This is a genomic window from Candidatus Accumulibacter propinquus, from assembly GCF_056856495.1.
Window position 1 is genome coordinate 487,877 of sequence record NZ_JBSEHC010000001.1, and the last position, 16,846, is coordinate 504,722.

General features: G+C 61.0%; 12 protein-coding genes and 2 pseudogenes. 7 read left to right on the forward strand and 7 right to left on the reverse strand.

All coding sequences use genetic code 11. The annotated features are described in order from the left end of the window. Positions 1-74: 74 nt before the first annotated feature. From AC15MQ_RS02190 to AC15MQ_RS02215, 6 genes are all read left to right on the forward strand, one after another. Complete coding sequence (locus AC15MQ_RS02190) at positions 75-2,033, forward strand: AMP-dependent synthetase/ligase (RefSeq protein ID WP_483079180.1); 1,959 nt, start codon at positions 75-77, stop codon at positions 2,031-2,033. Next, the gene (locus AC15MQ_RS02195; protein WP_332336243.1) at positions 2,033-2,815 is read left to right on the forward strand and encodes an ABC transporter ATP-binding protein; all 783 of its coding nucleotides are present in this window, start codon (positions 2,033-2,035) and stop codon (positions 2,813-2,815) included. The genes AC15MQ_RS02190 and AC15MQ_RS02195 overlap by 1 nt, the downstream gene beginning before the upstream one ends. 11 nt (positions 2,816-2,826) lie before the next feature. Further along, positions 2,827-3,756, forward strand: a complete 930-nt coding sequence (locus AC15MQ_RS02200) for a branched-chain amino acid ABC transporter permease (protein WP_483079181.1) — start codon at positions 2,827-2,829, stop codon at positions 3,754-3,756. A 15-nt stretch (positions 3,757-3,771) separates the two neighbouring features. Continuing rightward, entirely contained in the window at positions 3,772-4,848 is a 1,077-nt protein-coding gene (locus tag AC15MQ_RS02205; protein WP_287670826.1) for a branched-chain amino acid ABC transporter permease, read from the forward strand. A gap of 83 nt (positions 4,849-4,931) precedes the next feature. After that, positions 4,932-6,269 (forward strand): ABC transporter substrate-binding protein, encoded by a 1,338-nt coding sequence (locus AC15MQ_RS02210; RefSeq protein WP_287670828.1) that lies wholly within the window; start codon positions 4,932-4,934, stop codon positions 6,267-6,269. Positions 6,270-6,347: 78 nt separating this feature from the next. After that, positions 6,348-7,157 carry an ABC transporter ATP-binding protein gene (locus AC15MQ_RS02215; RefSeq protein ID WP_287654974.1) on the forward strand — a complete coding sequence of 270 codons (810 nt, stop codon included), beginning with the start codon at positions 6,348-6,350 and terminating at the stop codon, positions 7,155-7,157. A 366-nt stretch (positions 7,158-7,523) separates the two neighbouring features. On the opposite strand, the gene AC15MQ_RS02220 is transcribed toward AC15MQ_RS02215, so the two are convergent. Beyond that, positions 7,524-7,736 carry a hypothetical protein gene (locus AC15MQ_RS02220; RefSeq protein WP_287654973.1) on the reverse strand — a complete coding sequence of 71 codons (213 nt, stop codon included), beginning with the start codon at positions 7,734-7,736 and terminating at the stop codon, positions 7,524-7,526. Positions 7,737-7,952: 216 nt separating this feature from the next. Here AC15MQ_RS02220 and AC15MQ_RS02225 point away from each other — a divergent pair, with 216 nt between their 5' ends. Then, on the forward strand, positions 7,953-10,352 hold the full coding sequence (locus tag AC15MQ_RS02225) for a penicillin-binding protein 1A (RefSeq protein WP_483079182.1): 2,400 nt from the start codon (positions 7,953-7,955) through the stop codon (positions 10,350-10,352). Positions 10,353-10,483: 131 nt separating this feature from the next. Here AC15MQ_RS02225 and AC15MQ_RS02230 read toward each other — a convergent pair whose 3' ends face one another. The 6 genes and pseudogenes from AC15MQ_RS02230 to AC15MQ_RS02255 all read right to left on the reverse strand — a co-directional run. After that, on the reverse strand, positions 10,484-13,168 hold the full coding sequence (locus AC15MQ_RS02230) for a DEAD/DEAH box helicase (protein WP_483079183.1): 2,685 nt from the start codon (positions 13,166-13,168) through the stop codon (positions 10,484-10,486). After that, a complete protein-coding gene (locus AC15MQ_RS02235; protein WP_483079184.1) occupies positions 13,165-14,118 on the reverse strand; it encodes a PDDEXK nuclease domain-containing protein in 954 nt (317 codons plus the stop codon). Before AC15MQ_RS02235 ends, AC15MQ_RS02230 begins: the two co-directional genes overlap by 4 nt. A 3-nt stretch (positions 14,119-14,121) precedes the next feature. Then, a pseudogene (locus tag AC15MQ_RS02240) lies at positions 14,122-14,844 on the reverse strand (DNA methyltransferase); the annotation flags it as partial. A gap of 1 nt (position 14,845) precedes the next feature. Continuing rightward, complete coding sequence (locus AC15MQ_RS02245; RefSeq protein WP_483079185.1) at positions 14,846-15,364, reverse strand: IS630 family transposase; 519 nt, start codon at positions 15,362-15,364, stop codon at positions 14,846-14,848. 37 nt (positions 15,365-15,401) lie between these two features. Continuing rightward, positions 15,402-15,848 carry a helix-turn-helix domain-containing protein gene (locus tag AC15MQ_RS02250; RefSeq protein ID WP_483079186.1) on the reverse strand — a complete coding sequence of 149 codons (447 nt, stop codon included), beginning with the start codon at positions 15,846-15,848 and terminating at the stop codon, positions 15,402-15,404. A 77-nt stretch (positions 15,849-15,925) separates the two neighbouring features. After that, a pseudogene (locus tag AC15MQ_RS02255) lies at positions 15,926-16,819 on the reverse strand (site-specific DNA-methyltransferase); the annotation flags it as partial. Between the last annotated feature and the right edge of the window lie 27 nt (positions 16,820-16,846).

Sequence of the window (16,846 nt, forward strand, 5' to 3'; positions counted from 1 at the left end):
AGAATCGCAAGCGAAAAATAGACAACAAGGGCTGGCCGTCACGCTGTGGCGGCGAATGCACCGGAGGAGACAAGATGCGGGAGATGGCTTCTTCCCAGGCGCGGGATACCTTTCCTCGCCTGCTGCTGCAGCACGCGCAGGTCCGCGGCGACAAACCGGCGATGCGCGAGAAGGACCTGGGTATCTGGCAGTCGTGGACCTGGCACGATGTCGCCGAGGAGGTGCGTGCGATTGCCTGTGGACTGGCCGAAATGGGCTTCAGACGGGGCGAGAACCTGGCCATCGTCGGCGAGAACCGGCCGCGCATGTACATGATGATGACCGCCGCGCAGTGCCTCGGGGGCGTGCCCTTGCCCCTGTACCAGGACGCCGTGGCCAGCGAAATGTTGTTTGTCCTGCTCGACGCGGAAATCCGCTTCATCTTTGTCGAAGACCAGGAACAGGTCGACAAGGTGCTCGAGATCCAGGCCGAATTGCCGCAGCTCGAACATCTGCTCTACGACGACCCGCGTGGCATGCGCCATTACACGTTGCCGTTCATCCACGACATCCGCGAGTTGATGGCCATGGGGCGGATACATAACCGCAACCATCCCGATCTGTTGGCCAGCGAGGTTGCGGCGGGCGCCGCCGATGATGTCAGCGTGATGCTCTACACTTCTGGAACCACCGGCAGGCCGAAGGGTGTGCGGCTGACGCACCACGCTTTCATCAGCGCGGCGCGCGGCGGCGCCGATTTCGATGGCCTGACCGCCGATGAAGACATCCTGTCCTATCTGCCGATGGCCTGGGTCGGTGACCACCTGTTTTCATTTGCGCAGGCGATGGTCACCGGGTTCACGATCAACTGCCCGGAGTCGGCCGAGACGGTGATGACCGATCTGCGCGAGATCGGCCCGACGTATTACTTTGCGCCGCCACGCGTCTTCGAGAACCTGCTGACGCAGGTGATGATCCGCATGGAGGACGCCAGTGTCGTCAAGCAGATGATGTTCCACTTCTTCATGGCGGTTGCCCGGCGCAGCGGCGCCGAGATTCTCGATGGTCAGCCGGTCTCGCTCGGCGATCGCCTGCTCTATGCTTTGGGCAATATCTTCGTTTTCGGTCCGTTGAAGAACGTGCTGGGGATGAGCCGTATCCGCGTCGCCTACACTGCCGGCGCGGCGATCGGTCCCGACCTGTTCCGCTTCTATCGCTCGATCGGCATCAATCTGAAGCAACTCTACGGCCAGACCGAAACCTGCGCCTACGTTTGTCTGCAGCCCGATGGGCAGATCAGGTTCGACAGCGTCGGCAAGCCGGCGCCCGGCGTCGAGGTGAAGATCGCCGACAACGGCGAAATCCTCGTCAAGGGGCCGATGCTGCTCAAGGAGTATTACAAGCGGCCTGATGCGACCGCCGAAGCGATCGACGCCGACGGCTACTTCATGACCGGCGATGCCGGATTGTTCGACGATGACGGCCATCTGAAGATTATCGACCGCGCCAAGGATGTCGGCAAACTGGCCAATGGGGCGATGTACGCGCCGAACTATATCGAGAACAAGCTGAAGTTCTTCCAGTACATCAAGGAAGCGGTGGTCTTCGGTGACCGCCGCGAGATGGTCTGCGCCTTCATCAACATTGACATCGGCGCCGTTGGCAACTGGGCCGAGCGGCGTGGCATTGCCTATTCGGGTTATACCGACCTGGCGGCGAAGCCGGAGGTCTATGGGCTGATCCAGGACTGTATCGAACAGGTGAATGGCGAGCTGGTGGGCGAGGGTGCTCTTGCCGATTCGCAGATTCACCGTTTCCTGATCCTGCACAAGGAACTCGACCCCGATGACGACGAACTGACGCGCACCCGCAAGGTGCGCCGTGCCTTCGTCGCCGAGAAATACGCGCCGTTGATCGACGCGCTGTATGGCGGCCGGAGTAGCCAGTTCATCGAAACTGCGGTCAAGTTCGAGGACGGGCGGCAAGGCAAGGTCGCCGCGGACCTCGTCATCGGCGATCCGAAGACCTTTGCAATCGCTCGGAGGGCCGCCTGATGAGTCGACAGATCGGCGAGGTCATTCTCGACTTGAAGAAAGTGTCGCTCTCCTTCGGCGGCGTCAAGGCGCTCACCGACATTTCCTTCGATGTACGCGAGCACGAGATTCGCGCGATCATCGGCCCGAACGGCGCCGGCAAGAGTTCGATGCTCAACGTGATCAACGGCGTGTATCGGCCGCAGGAGGGAGAAATCATTCTGCGTGGCCAGCGTTTCGCGCGCATGAACCCCTACAAGGCGGCCAAGGCCGGCATCTCGCGCACCTTTCAGAACATCGCCCTGTTCAAGGGCATGAACGTCATCGACAACCTGATGACCGGGCGCAATCTGAAGATTCGCACCAATCTGATCCAGCAGGCGTTCTGGTGGGGGCCGGCGCGGCGCGAGGAACTGGCGCATCGCGCGAAGGTTGAGGAAGTGATCGATTTCCTCGAGATTCAGCATATTCGCAAGACGCCGGTGGGTCGCCTGCCCTACGGTTTGCAGAAGCGCGTTGACCTCGGTCGCGCGCTGGCCATGGAGCCGAGCATCCTGCTGCTTGACGAACCGATGGCCGGGATGAACGTCGAGGAGAAGCAGGACATGTGTCGATTCATCCTCGACGTCAACGATCAGTTCGGTACGACGATCGTACTCATCGAGCACGACATGGCGGTGGTGATGGATATCTCCGACCGCGTGGTGGTTCTCGATTACGGCAGGAAGATCGGTGACGGGGACCCCGACGAGGTCCGCGCCAATCCGGAGGTCATCAGCGCGTATCTTGGCGCCAGTCACTGAGGAGCGGTCGCATGGGTTTCTTTCTCGAAACGCTGATCGGTGGCCTCATGGCCGGGATGTTGTACTCCCTGGTGGCGCTGGGTTTTGTGCTGATTTTCAAGGCCTCTGGGGTGTTCAACTTTGCGCAGGGAGCGATGGTGCTGTTCGCGGCCCTGGCCATGGCGCGCTTCGCGGTGTGGATTCCGGGCTGGCTCGAGATCGACAATCCGGTGCTGGGCACCGTGCTCGCCTTTTTCGCCGCTGCGGTGCTGATGTTTGCGGTGGCCTGGCTGATCGAGCGCCTGGTCCTGCGCCATCTGGTCAATCAGGAGGGCGCGACCTTGCTGATGGCGACCCTGGGTATCGCCTACGTTCTCGAAGGCCTGGGCACCAGCCTCTTCGGCAGCGACATCTACAAGATCGACGTCGGCATGCCAAAGGATCCGGTGATGATCCTCGAGGGGACCTTCGAAGGCGGGTTGCTGATCAACAAGGAGGACTTCGTGGCGGCGCTGATCGCCGCCGTGCTGGTCGGCTTGCTGGCCTTGTTCTTCCAGAAGACCAGTACCGGCCGGGCGCTGCGGGCGGTTGCGGACGACCATCAGGCCGCGCAGTCGATCGGCATCCCGCTCAATCGCATCTGGGTGATCGTCTGGTGCGTCGCCGGGGCGGTGGCTCTGGTGGCCGGCGTGATCTGGGGTTCCAAGCTCGGCGTTCAGTTCTCGCTGGCGACGGTGGCGCTGCGGGGCTTGCCGGTGGTCATCCTCGGCGGCCTGACGTCGATCCCTGGGGCGATCATCGGCGGATTGATCATCGGTGTCGGAGAAAAGCTGTCGGAGGTCTATCTTGGCCCGATGATCGGCGGCGGCATCGAAATCTGGTTTGCCTACCAACTGGCGCTGCTCTTTCTGCTGTTCAGACCGCAAGGGCTGTTCGGCGAAAAGATCATCGACCGCGTCTGATCGGGGAGCAGGCCAATGCTATATAGAGAAAACGGTCAGTTCAAGACTTCCTACGCCGCCGACCAGCAAATCTTTCCGATCGCTCAGGATCGCTGGGCCATTCTCGGGCTTCTGCTGTTGGCGTTCATCGGGGTACCGCTGCTGGTTGACGAGTACCTCTTCCGCGCCATCCTGATTCCCTTTCTGATCCTGTCCCTGGCGGCCCTGGGCGTCAATATCCTGGTCGGTTTCTGCGGCCAGATCACGCTCGGTGCGGGGGCCTTCATGGCCGTTGGCGCATACGCCGCCTATAACTTTCACATCCGCATCGAAGGCATGCCATTGCTGGGTTCGTTTCTGCTCGGCGGTTTCACCGCGGCGCTGGTCGGAATTTTTTTCGGAATCCCCAGTTTGCGGGTGCGTGGGCTTTATCTTGCCGTCGCGACGCTGGCCGCGCAGTTTTTTACCGACTGGGTATTCCTGCGTGTGCCCTGGTTCACCAACAACGCGTCCTCGGGATCGGTGTCGGTCTCGAACCTCCAGATCATGCACTGGCAGATCGTCACCCCGGTCGACAAGTATCTGTTCTGCCTGAGTTTCGTGACGGTATTTGCGTTGCTGGCGAAGAACATGACGCGCTGCGCCGTTGGCCGGCAATGGATGGCCATTCGCGACATGGACGTCGCCGCCGAGGTGATCGGCATCCGGCCGCTGTTTGCCAAGCTCTCGGCTTTTGCCGTCAGTTCCTTCTTCGTCGGCACCGCCGGCGCGCTCTGGGGTTTCATCCACCTTTCGTCGTGGGAACCGGCCGCGTTCTCGGTCGATCGCTCGTTCCAGTTGCTGTTCATGGTCATCATCGGCGGCCTGGGATCGATCATGGGCAGCTTCTTCGGTGCGGCCTTCATCGTCATCCTGCCGATCGCCCTGAATCAGTTCCTGCCGGCCCTCGGAAGCGTGTTCGGGATCAGCATCTCCACGGCCGGCGTTTCACACGCCGAACTGATCATTTTTGGCGGACTGATCATCTTCTTTCTGATCAAGGAGCCACATGGCCTTGCGCGCCTGTGGTCGACCGGCAAGGAAAAACTGCGGCTCTGGCCCTTTCCGCATTGAGCGGCGCTCCGGAGTTGGGTTTCGCGGCCATTCGTGGCTTTCGGGCAGCAACCGCACTTCGATTACAACAAGAGGAGACACTGATGAAGCTACGCAAGCTCGCACTGACCGCGTCGGCGGCCGCCGTCGTCCTGTCGTCGCTGTTCACCGCGCCGGCCGCGCTGGCTCAGGCCAAGGAGCAATTCTTCCCGGTCCTGGTCTACCGTACCGGCGCTTACGCGACCAATGGCGCGCAATGGGCCAATGGTTACGTGGACTACCTGAAGCTGGTCAATGCCAGGGGCGGTATCAACGGCGTCAAGATTTCCTTCGAGGAGTGTGAGACGGCCTACGCGACCGACCGTGGCGTCGAATGCTACGAGCGCCTGAAAGGCAAGAATGGCGGGGCAACCGTGTTCCAGCCCTTGTCGACCGGCGTGACCTTCGCGCTCACCGAAAAAGCCCCGGTCGACAAGATTCCGCTGATTACCGCGGGTTACGGTCGCAGCGAATCACAGAACGGTGCCGTCTTCACCTGGAACTTTCCGCTGCTCGGGACTTACTGGGTAGGCGCCGAGGTCGCCATCCAGCACATCGCCAAGAAGGAAGGCGGCGTCGCCAAGCTGAAGGGCAAGAAGATTGCTCTGGTCTACCACGACAGCCCGTACGGCAAGGAACCCATTCCGGTGCTGCAGGAGTTGGGCAAGACCTATGGTTTCGAGGTGCAGTTGCTACCAGTGGCGCATCCCGGCGTCGAGCAGAAAGCCACCTGGCTGCAGATCCGGCAGCAGAAACCGGACTACGTCCTGCTCTGGGGGTGGGGGGTGATGAACTCGACCGCGCTGCGCGAAGCCCAGTCCACGGGTTACCCGCGTGACCGGATGCTGGGTGTCTGGTGGGCGGGTGCCGAACCCGACGTCAAGGATGTGGCCGAAGGCGCCAAGGGCTACAGCGCGCTGACGCTGCAGCATGGTGCCGAGCCCAACTCCAGGGTCGTCAAGGACATGCTCGAACTGGTCTACGCCAAGGGCCAGGGTACGGGCCCGAAGGGCGAGGTCGGGCAGGTGCTCTACATGCGCGGTTTGCTGTCGGCGATGCTCGGCGTGGAAGGTGTGCGCAAGGCGCAGGAACGCTTTGGCAAGGGCAAGGTCATGACCGGCGAGCAGGTTCGCTGGGGGCTGGAAAACCTCAACCTCGACCAGAAGACGCTCGACAGCATGGGCTTTGCCGGGGTGATGCGGCCGGTGCAGACGTCCTGCCTGGACCACATGGGGTCGTCCTGGGTGCGTGTACACACCTGGAACGGCAGCAAGTGGGAGTTCAGCTCGGACTGGTATCAGGCCGATGAGAAGGTGATTCGCCCAATGGTGATGCTGGCATCGAGCAAGTATGCCGAGGAGAAAAAGCTCAAGCCGCGTACGCCCGAAGAGTGCAAGAAGTAGCTTTCGGGTAGACCCGAAGGAGAGTTTCTCTACCGCCCTCCCGCGTGCGGGAGGGCTTCCAGCCAGCGAAGAGACGCCATGAGCCCCAACATCCTGCTCCGGGTAAACAGCATCGAGGTGATCTACAACCACGTGATCCTCGTCCTCAAGGGGGTTTCGTTCAGCGTTCCCGAGGGGGGGGTCGTGGCTTTGCTCGGCGGCAACGGCGCCGGCAAGACGACTACCCTGCGCGCGGTCAGCAATCTGCTGCGCGGCGAGCGCGGCGAAGTGACCAAGGGCACGATCGAACTGCGCGACGAGCGCATCGAGGCGCTGACGCCGGCGCAACTGGTCAAACGCGGTGTGATCCAGGTCATGGAAGGACGGCACTGCTTCGCCCACCTGAGCATCGAGGAAAACCTGCTGACCGGCGCCTACACGCGCAGCGATGGCAAGGCGGCGATTGCCGAAACGCTCGACAAGGTCTATGCGTATTTTCCGCGCCTCAAGACGCGCCGCAGCAGTCAGGCGGCCTATACCTCGGGCGGAGAGCAACAGATGTGCGCCATCGGACGCGCGCTGATGGCCAGTCCGCGCATGGTGCTGCTCGACGAGCCGTCGATGGGCCTCGCACCGCAGATCGTCGATGAAGTGTTTGCCATCGTCAAGGATCTGAACCAGAAAGAAGGCGTGACTTTCCTGCTCGCCGAGCAGAATACCAACATGGCCTTGCGCTACGCGGACTTTGGCTACATCCTGGAAAACGGCCGCGTGGTGATGGAGGGTGCGGCCAGGGATCTGGCGGCCAACGAAGACGTCAAGGAGTTCTACCTCGGGCTGTCCTCGGTGGGGCGCAAGAGTTTCCGGGACGTCAAGCATTATCGCCGCCGCAAGCGCTGGCTTTCGTGAGGCAACTAAGGCGTTAAGCAAAAGTAACTTGAACCTTTGTGGAAATTGGCCTTTGGTTTCAGCACGGATCAAGAGTGATGCGTGCCGCCACCCTCGCACCCGAACTGGTCGGCCCAGGGACAGGAACGTCCGCAGTACCGCAAATGGCACGGTAATCGGGGGAAAGGCGCTGAAAAAAGGTAGATCCAGGCCGAAAAGCTAGTCAAAACATACATTCCGCATATTCCGGCTCAGGCTGGCGCCAGCATCCAGTCGCGCTGACTGTGGCGCAGAAGTGAAAAATTCACAGCCCCTGAGATCATTGAGCTCTGCTGAAGTCGTATCGGCGGCAGACGTCAGGCGGACAGTCTAGCCGCGCACAAGCGCTCACACCGTGCGTTTCGCCGAACGCTTTCCGTTGATCACCTCATCGGCAATCTCGGTCAAATCACGGATGAGCGCGGCGGGCGACTCGAAGCTGCGAAAGCAGCCAGCGTCGGTGTCGACCATACCGATGTGGGCGGCTTCGCGCAGCGCATGGAGTCGGGCAGTGTCCTGTGCCTTGCGATCCTCAACCAGCCGCAGCCCATCGCACCTCACCTCGCTTTACGTTTTGGTCGCGTCCGGTGCGCGACATTGCCGGCTTTCGAAGCGCAGGAGGCCTATAGGCTCTTCGGCGCCCATGGGCCGTGAGAAAATCCCCGAAGCAGGGGGACATGCCGATACACTGTCCTGTAAATATTGCTTCTCCCTCCCGAAAAATCCTTGGCAAGAACGCTTGCGCACGAGCCCATTCGTGCTTGATACGAACCCTTCATGGCCTCAATACGTTCCCTGCTCGGTGAACTGAAACAGCGGGCGACCCGGATTGCCCCGGGCCTTTCTAGCCGCCTCGCCGGCACGCTCGACGCTTGCCGCCATCCCACCCGGCGGGGGGTCATCCGGGCACTGCTGGCGGTGCCTGCGCTGTTGCTGCTGTATGTGTTGATCCTGATTCCCTTCACGCCAAGTATCAGCAACATCCGCAAGGCGTCATCGGAGCAACCGGCTCAGGTCGTCTCGGCGGATGGCAGGAAACTGGCCGAGTTCAAGCAATCCAACCGGCAATGGGTGGCTCTCTCCGAGATTTCGCCACAGGTCATCAACGCCCTGATCGCCACTGAAGATCACCGCTTCTACGACCATTTCGGTCTCGACTGGCGACGCACCGCGGCTGCCGCGCTCAACACCTTCCGCGGCGATCGCCAGGGGGGTTCGACCCTCACCCAGCAGCTTGCCCGCAACCTCTACCCCGAGGCGATCGGCCGGGACCAGACGCTGACGCGCAAGATCAAGGAGGCGATCACGGCGTTGAAGATCGAGGCCATCCACAGCAAGGACGAAATCCTCGAAACCTACCTCAACACCGTGCCCTTCCTCTACAACGCCTACGGCATCGAGATGGCGGCACGCACCTATTTCGATACCTCGGCCGACCAACTCGATGTACTGCAAAGCGCCACGCTGGTCGGCATGCTCAAGGGCAACAGCTACTACAACCCGGTGCTCAATCCCGAGCGATCCTTGCAGCGCCGCAACACGGTGCTGAAACAGATGGTCAGGCGCGAGAAATTGACTCAGGCGCAATTCGACGCGCTCAGCAGGAAGCCCTTGCGTATCGACTTCGAGCGGCAAACGGAACCCCCGGGGCCGGCCCCGCATTTCGCCAGGTATCTGCGCAAGTGGCTGATCGCCTGGGCCGACCGCAACGGTTACAGCATCTACGGCGACGGGCTGGTGGTACGCACCACCATCGACTCCCGGCTACAGGCAACGGCCAACCAGGCCGTGACGCGCCAGGGCAACAGCTTGCAGAACATCGCCAACGCGGCCTGGGGAAAACGCTCGGCGTGGAGCACCGACTCCAGCCTGGTGCAGGCCTTCATCCGCGAATCGCCGGAATACGCCGCCGCCATCGCCAAGGGCCGGACACCTGAGCAGACTCTGCAGGAATTGTCGGCCGACAAGGCCTTCATGCGCGCGCTGCAGCGGCAAAAGACGCAGATCCAGATCGGTTTTCTGGCCATCGATCCGCGCAACGGCCACGTCAAGGCCTGGGTCGGCAGCCGCGACTTCGAGCAGGATGCCTTCGACCATGTCGAGCAGGCGCGTCGCCAGCCCGGCTCGACCTTCAAACCCTTTGTTTATGGCGAGGCGTTCCGCCAGGGCGCCAGCCCGGACGACCGATTGATCGACCAGGCGGTGGAAATCCACGTCGGCGGCGCGGAGGTCTGGCGGCCAACGGATGGCACGCCGCCAAGCGGCGAGGCCATGCGCCTGAGCGATGGGCTCGCCTATTCGAAGAACACCATCACCGCGCAACTCATCCAGCAAGTCGGCCCCGCCAAAGTGGCCAAACTCGCTCGCCACATGGGCGTGCGCCAGAGCAAGCTCGAAGCCGTGCCATCGCTCGCCCTGGGCACCAGCCCCGTCACTCTCAAGGAAATGGTTGCCGCCTACGGCACGATCGCAAACGGCGGCGGCTACCTTGAGCCGCTGCTGGTCAGCCGCATCGAAGACCGCGACGGCCGGGTCATCGAAGAATTCGGCCCGCCAGCCCCCGACGTCGCGCTCGAGCGCGACGTCGCCTACACGCTGCTCGACAGCCTGCGCGGGGTCATCAACCGCGGCACCGGCAGGGATATCCGCGGCCGCTACGGCATCCGCGCCGACGTCGCCGGCAAGACCGGCACGACGCAGGACAATGCCGACGGCTGGTTCATCCTGATGCACCGGCAGTTGGTGGGCGGGGCATGGGTCGGTTTCAACGACAGCCGCGTCACGCTGCGCAGCGACTACTGGGGGCAGGGGGCACACAGCGCCCTGCCGGTAGTCGGCGACTTTTTCGGGAGTGCCTTGCGCGCCCGCCTCATCGACCCGCGTGCCCGCTTCGCGGCGCCGGAGGAGAGTGGCCTCTGGGCACGCGTCAGGAACTGGTTCCGGAGCCTCTTTTCACAGGAACCCGCCGCCGAAGCCAGGCCACAGCGGATCGTCAAACCCACCCGAAAACAGGAACCTCCCCAGGAACCGGCAACGCCTGCGCCGGTCGCATCGCCCCCACAAGCTCAGGGCGATCCGCTGCAGGAGAAGATCGATCAGATCATGAAGGAGAGCGACGAAGCCGAACGGCCGCCAACGGATTCCTCACCGGCGGCGAAGGCGGAGGAGTCCCGGTGAAGCGGGGCGTGCCGCGCTTCTCTTTTCGTTGGAGCGGTGACCGGGCAGGCGGGCTGGCCCTTGTCGGCATGGCGCAGGTGTCTCACCGCTCCCGGCTCCATGAGGACATTACCCTCTTTACGGGAACAAACTCAAGCAAACCGTGCCGCAAACCCCTCAAGCGTAATGTTCTCTGCGATCGCGTCATGCGGAATCAGCACGTAACACCAAGGCTTGCCGCCATAACTTGCCGCATGGTCTGAGGCATTCGCGCACCACTTCACGGCGGCTTCCTTCTTGGCGACGACAACCGGGTCTTCAAGCTCCGTGCGCTTCTTGGGTTCCAGCATGTAGATCGTTGCAGCAGTTTCGGCAACGAAGTCCGGCTGGTATTCCGGATGATCCGCGCCGTTCTGGTAGAAAATCTGGAACTGGCCCTTGGCAGGCTTGAACCACTTGAGTGAATCGCGCTCCAGAATCACCGCCAGCTTGCGTTCCGAGTCGGAATCGAACTTCTGCACCGGATACAGACACTTCTGGAAGCCGCCGAACAGGTACCTGGCCATGTTGCTCTTGTCGGCCGGCTCCACTCGGTAGTTGGCAGTCGGTTCCTGTACTGAATGTGAGTAGGCGCTTTGCTTCAGTTCGGTGTAGCCCTTGCTGATTCTCACCTCGTAGCCGGCCACGTCCTCCCAGTAATGCGCCTGCATCTGGGCGTGGATGAATCGCGCGATGTCCCGCTGATAGCAACGTAGTACCTTGCGGGTGTCCTCCTCGGACAGGTAAGTCTTGAAGTGCTGCACGGTCTGGGTGGCCAGGTCGTAGAGCAGATCGGCGTGTTCGTCGTAGGAAATATCATCGAAATCGACCAGGCCGCTGACCACGTAGTCTTCCAGCCGTGCTTCCTCGATGCCACCGTGGCCTAGCGACACCACTTCCAGATGATTGGTGCGCAGGTGCTGAATCCAGAGCTCGTCGGATACCGCCGGGTATTTGAGCGTGGAGAGCTCGAGTGTGAAAGGTTTGAAGCCGGATTTCACTTCACCCTTGGGCACCACCAGAATACGCGGAATGTCGATGGTCTGTTGCGTGACCAACACGACGGTTTTCGCCACCACGGCGGCGAAGTCCGGCTTCTCCGTCACCCCGTCCAGTTCCAGTTGAGTCGGCTGGTGCTGTTCCTCGACCGCCTTGACGATGGCGGCCTGGATATCCGGCTTCTTCAGGTATTCGATGGTGGGCAATGTCTGCGGCTGGTTTTCCAGTCTGCGGATGACTTCATAAGTGATCTGCGCGATCTTCTGCTCCTCCGGCCTGGTGAAGACAGGCGCCTGATCCTGCCCCGCCATCGTCGTGCTGCTCGTCGCGTGGGCAGGCTTCAAACCTAGCTGGGTCGCCAGTTGCGATTGCGACACCACCGTGGTTGTTTTCTGCCCGAGCGCATCCGCATCCAGCACCAGGGTCTGCAGGTGGATCGCCGAGTCCGGCTTGTTGGCCTCGGCGATGATCTCCTGAAACTTGTCATGGGCGACGATGTTCAGCCGATCCACGGCAGTCACTCCAGTACGCTTGCCATAGGGCAGGCGCAGGCCACGCCCGATGGATTGCTCGATGAGGATGCGGGCGTTGGCCGCCCGCAGCGGCACTATGGTGTAGAGATTGGTGACGTCCCAGCCTTCCTTGAGCATGTTGACGTGAATCACGATCTCCGTCGGCTCGTCGGTATGTTCCACCTTGAGCAGGCGGCCGATCATCTCCTCTTCTTCCGCGCCGGTCTTGCTCGAATCCACCTGGATGACCTTGTCGCGGTAGCGTCCCTCGAAGAAGCTCTCGGACTTGATCAGCTCGGAAAGTTGCCCAGCATGGGTGGTATCGCGGGCAATCACCAGCAGGAAAGGTTTGACGATGGGCTTCTCGCTCTCGCGGGCGTAAGTCTCCAGTTCCACCTTCACGCTTTCGTGCAGGCGCACGCCGTCTTCCAGCTTCAGGCGCTCGATCTCTTCCGCCGACATGCCGGCCGGGTTGAAGTTCTTGCGCGTCACGACGGCCGGTTCCTTGACGAAGCCGTCCTTCATCGCCTGCCCAAGCGGGTAGTCAACGATCACGTTCTTGAAGGCCAGCGCGCCACGCGGCGTCTCGACAAACGGCGTGGCGGTCAGCTCCAGTCCGAGGATCGGCCTCAGTTCGTTGATGGCGCGAATCCCGGCGCTGGCGCGGTAGCGATGCGATTCGTCCATCAACATCACCAGATCGGGCAAGCCGGCCAGATAGTCGAAGTAGCTCTCGCCGATGTATTCCGACAGCCGTTTGATGCGCGGCGACTTGCCGCCGCGCACTTCGGAATTGATCTTGGAAATGTTGAAGATGTTGATCCGCACATCGCCGAAGAGCGTGCCGCTGCGCGGGTCGTGCTGGTCGTAGTTGTCGCCGGTGATGATCGAGGGCGCGTTTACAGCGAATTCGGCGATGCCGCGGAAAACGTACTTGGGGTGATTGCGGTCGCTGAAGTCGGCGATCAGCTTGTTGTAGATGGTCAGGTTCGGCGCCAGCACGAAAAAGTTGTCGATACCGTGCGCCAGGTGCAGGTAGCTGATGAAAGCGCCCATCAGCCGCGTCTTGCCCACGCCGGTGGCGAGCGCGAAGCACAGCGAGGGAAAGTCACGCTCGAAATCCGTCACCGAGGGGAACTCGCAGCGGATCGCTTCCAGCATTGCCGGGATATCCGCCCCCTTGCCGGGCGGGGCAATCTCGGTGATACGGTCGAGGATTTCCAGCGAGCGACGCTGCGGATGTCGCAGACTGAGGCGGCCAGCGATGGCGTTGACGTAGCGGTTCATGACTGCGCGCTCCCGGAATCGAGTTCTTCCATCTCGCGTTTGATTTCAGCGCGCAATACGTCTTCGCTGGGCAATTGGAACTGGTAGCGGCTGGCAAAGATCTGTTTTGCCTTTTCGTCCAGCACGTAACGCACCATCGCCTCGTTCTTGTCCGCGCAGAGAATCAATCCGATGGTCGGCTGATCCCCTGACTCGGCGATCTCGCGGTCGTAATAGTTGACGTACATCTGCATTTGACCCAAGTCGCCGTGGGTCAGCTTTTCGACCTTGAGGTCGATCACCACGTAGCACTTCAGTTTCGCGTGGTAGAAGACCAGGTCGGGGTAAAAATGGTCGCCGTCCAGCGTCAGCCGCACCTGCCGGCCGATAAAGGCGAAGCCGCTGCCCAGCTCCAGCAGGAAGTCCTGCAAGCGTGAAATCAGCGCTTCCTCGACGCGGGATTCGACGAGACGATGCGACTCGGGCAAGGCATGCAGGCGGCCCGGCTGCCAGTCAGCCTCGGTAGTCAGTAAGGGGAGGTCACGCAGTGCGTGACTTTTCGCCTCAGGGCTTCCTTCTGCCGATTCAACACGCACCGCGTGTTGTACTTCCGATCCAACACCCGCCGCGTGTTGAATGTCCAGCAATGCCGGATAGCCAAGGTAAAAGGCCCGCATATATTGCAACGAACTGACGGAAAAACCGTTGCCATAGTCCTTCTCCAAGGTTTCGGACAAGGTTTTCAGCAACCGGCTGCTGTAGGCCGCGCGCGATTTTCCCCTCTGTTCGGCCTCGACGACCTGCCGGCCGATCAGCCAGTTGGCCTGCACCAACGCCGAATTGACGGATCGTGCTGCCTGCAAGCGCGCCGATTCCCAAATGTCGCGAATCGCCGCGAGCAACTCGGCCGTGCCCGCATCGTTCCTTGCCACGGCGCTGGGCGTGTCCTTGGTTCGCTTCGGGGTAGCCACGAGTCAAGCCTCCTCGCCAAAAAGCAACTGTTGTCCCGGCTTGGACGGCTCCTTGGGGAGGTTCTCCACCTGCAAGGAATAGTCGTCATGGCCCCATTCGCAGCGCGACAGCACCTGCCTGGGAATCTTCTTCACCGTCAGGTTGGGGTAGGCATCCGCCCTGGCGCGGAAGGCGGTGCACAGGACCAGCAACGAGCGATCCGGCCCCACTTCGTCGGAGATCTGCTGCAACTGCTCGTGGGTCAGGCTGGCGGTGGTGACATAGACGAAGTCGCGCTCGGTGGAATGGCCGTGCTGCCAATACACCGCGTCCGAAGGTGCATAGCTGAAGCCCTCGAGCTTGCACAGCGCCTCGGCCAGCATGGCGGCGTTGTAGTCGTGGTTGATGACCCAGTTGCCCCACTTGTCCTTTTCCAGCAGCGAGGGCGCCAGGCGGTAGTAGCGGAAGCCGCCGCCGCCTTTCCAGTCAACGGCCTTGGTAACGCCACCGGGGTCATCGCCGTCAATGACTTTCTTCAGGCGTGGAATGATGTGGGTGTGGCAATGCTCGCCGAGCTCGACCATGATCCAGCGGCGGCCCATCTTGTGGGCGACGGCGCCGGTGGTGCCGGAGCCGGCGAAGGAGTCGAGGACGAGGTCGCCAGGCTTGGTGGCGATCTCTATTACGCGCTTAAGAAGACGCTCAGGCTTGGGAGTGCCAAACGATTCATCGCCTGGAAATAAGCGCCTAGCAAAAAGTCATTCGATAATGAGAGCCGAAACCGTCCAGAATTTTGTCGACGTCAGCCTCAAGCCCGGCAGAGTTCCGTGCTTTGAAGGCCATCCACTCGTACTTCATTTTGTGCCAGAGCTTCTCGACGCGGTTCAGTTCCGGACTGTAGGGTGGCAGGAAGTAAAGCGTGAGGCCCTTCTCTTTCAGCAGGGCCAACAGGGGCTGGATTTCCTTCGCCTTGTGGATGGAAGCATTGTCCAGAATCACCGTCAGGGGTCTGCCGACGCTTTCCAGGAGGAGACCGAGGAAGCCGCCAAAAAGAGCTGCGGTCGTTGTCTCCCAGAACTTGGCCGTGAACAATTCACCCGTCGAGATCAACGCGGCCATCACATTCAGACGCTTTCCCCGCGCGGCCGTGATGCGGTGCACCTCTCCTGTCTCGGTCCAGGCGCTCCGATTGGGCTGGGTCTGCACAAAGCCGGCTTCATCCATATACGATAACGTGAGTTCGCCAAGCTTTGTTTTTTCAAGCAATTCATCTATTTCTACCTGGGCTGCTCGAAATTTCGCCTCATCCCGTTTTTTTTAGACTGTGCCGGGTCCTTTTCCAGACATAGTTCTTCTCTTTCAAGGCCGCCTGAACCACTCCCACCGAAACCTGTACGCCATGTTCCTCTGACAGGCGGTCCCTCAACTGGGGGGCCGTACAGGCATCAGCCGTCGCCCAGGCGCAGAGTACCTGCTGATACGTTTCCGATAGTTTGCGAGGGGCACCACTGCGCGGCAGGTCGCGCAGCCCGATGAACCCCCTGGCCAGCCAGGCATCCCTGTGGTTGGCTACGGTTTCCTTGTGGAGCTTCTGCTGTTTCGCCACTCCGTCAAGGGACCCTCCTTCAGCCAGGAGAAGTACGGTCCGGGCTCGCCGGCGTTCGCGCCAGTCACTGCCTCGCTCCTCTACCTGCGTCAGTTGCTGGCGCTCTTGTGCTGTGAGGGTCAACGTTTTGGCTCTGCGGGACATGGCGAGGCATTCGGGAGGTTGGAGCGGACAGTATGCAGGCATACTGGCTTAACTCGAAATATTTATCAGGAAGCGCTTAGGGCGCGCATCTCATTCTTCGATGTGCGATTACTTCCTACCTCATCTTTCGACCAAAGAGTTCGAGGAACTAAGTCGCCAACCTCCGACAGGTAACGCTTTAGGCTTGGCCTTGCACCTCCCGTAGGACCCCACCAGATTCGCCCGTCGTGGTCGAGTTCCGAGAGCTTCTCCTCCGAAATTCGCCAATAGCGGCCTGCTGGTGGTGAAAACTCGCGGCCGGTAGGCCCTGTTATGGTGTATTTCCCTTTTGAGTAAGGCTTGTTGGCATAAGGGTCACCTGGTAACCAAGGCCCGCGAGGATCGTTATCCGGATTTGCGTAAATTGAGTTTGCTTCATCTGTTCGCGCCAGCTTCCTCGGAATCCAATCAGGAGACTTTGAATAAACCAGCAAGTGGTCATGATCAGTTGAGAATTGTCGAGCCGAGTTTCGTGGGGAGTCTGCCTTTTCCCAAATGGCATTGCATACAAAATTTGCTCGTCCAAACACCTCATCGCACAACACCTTCAGGTAATGCGCCTCGTTGTCGTCGATGGTGATCCACAACGAACCGTCGTCGGACAGCAGCCGCCGGATGATCTCCAGCCGGTCGCGCATCAGCGACAGCCAGATCGAATGTTCCACGCCGTCGTCGTAATGCGTGAAGGCACTGCCGGTGTTGTAGGGCGGATCGATGAAGACACATTTCACCTTGCCGGAAAACTCCCCCTCCAGCGCCTTCAGCGCCAGTAAATTGTCACCGAAGATCAGTCGGTTGTCGAACAAGTCGGCACTGGCGAAACGATGCTTGGCGTGGTAACTACGGGCAGGGTCTTCCAGCAGGATGCGCGGCTCCAGCTTCGGCCGGTTTTCCTTGCCGATCCAGGTGAGTTCGAGCTTCTGCTTTTTCACGCCAGCAGCCTCGTTATTATGGCGACA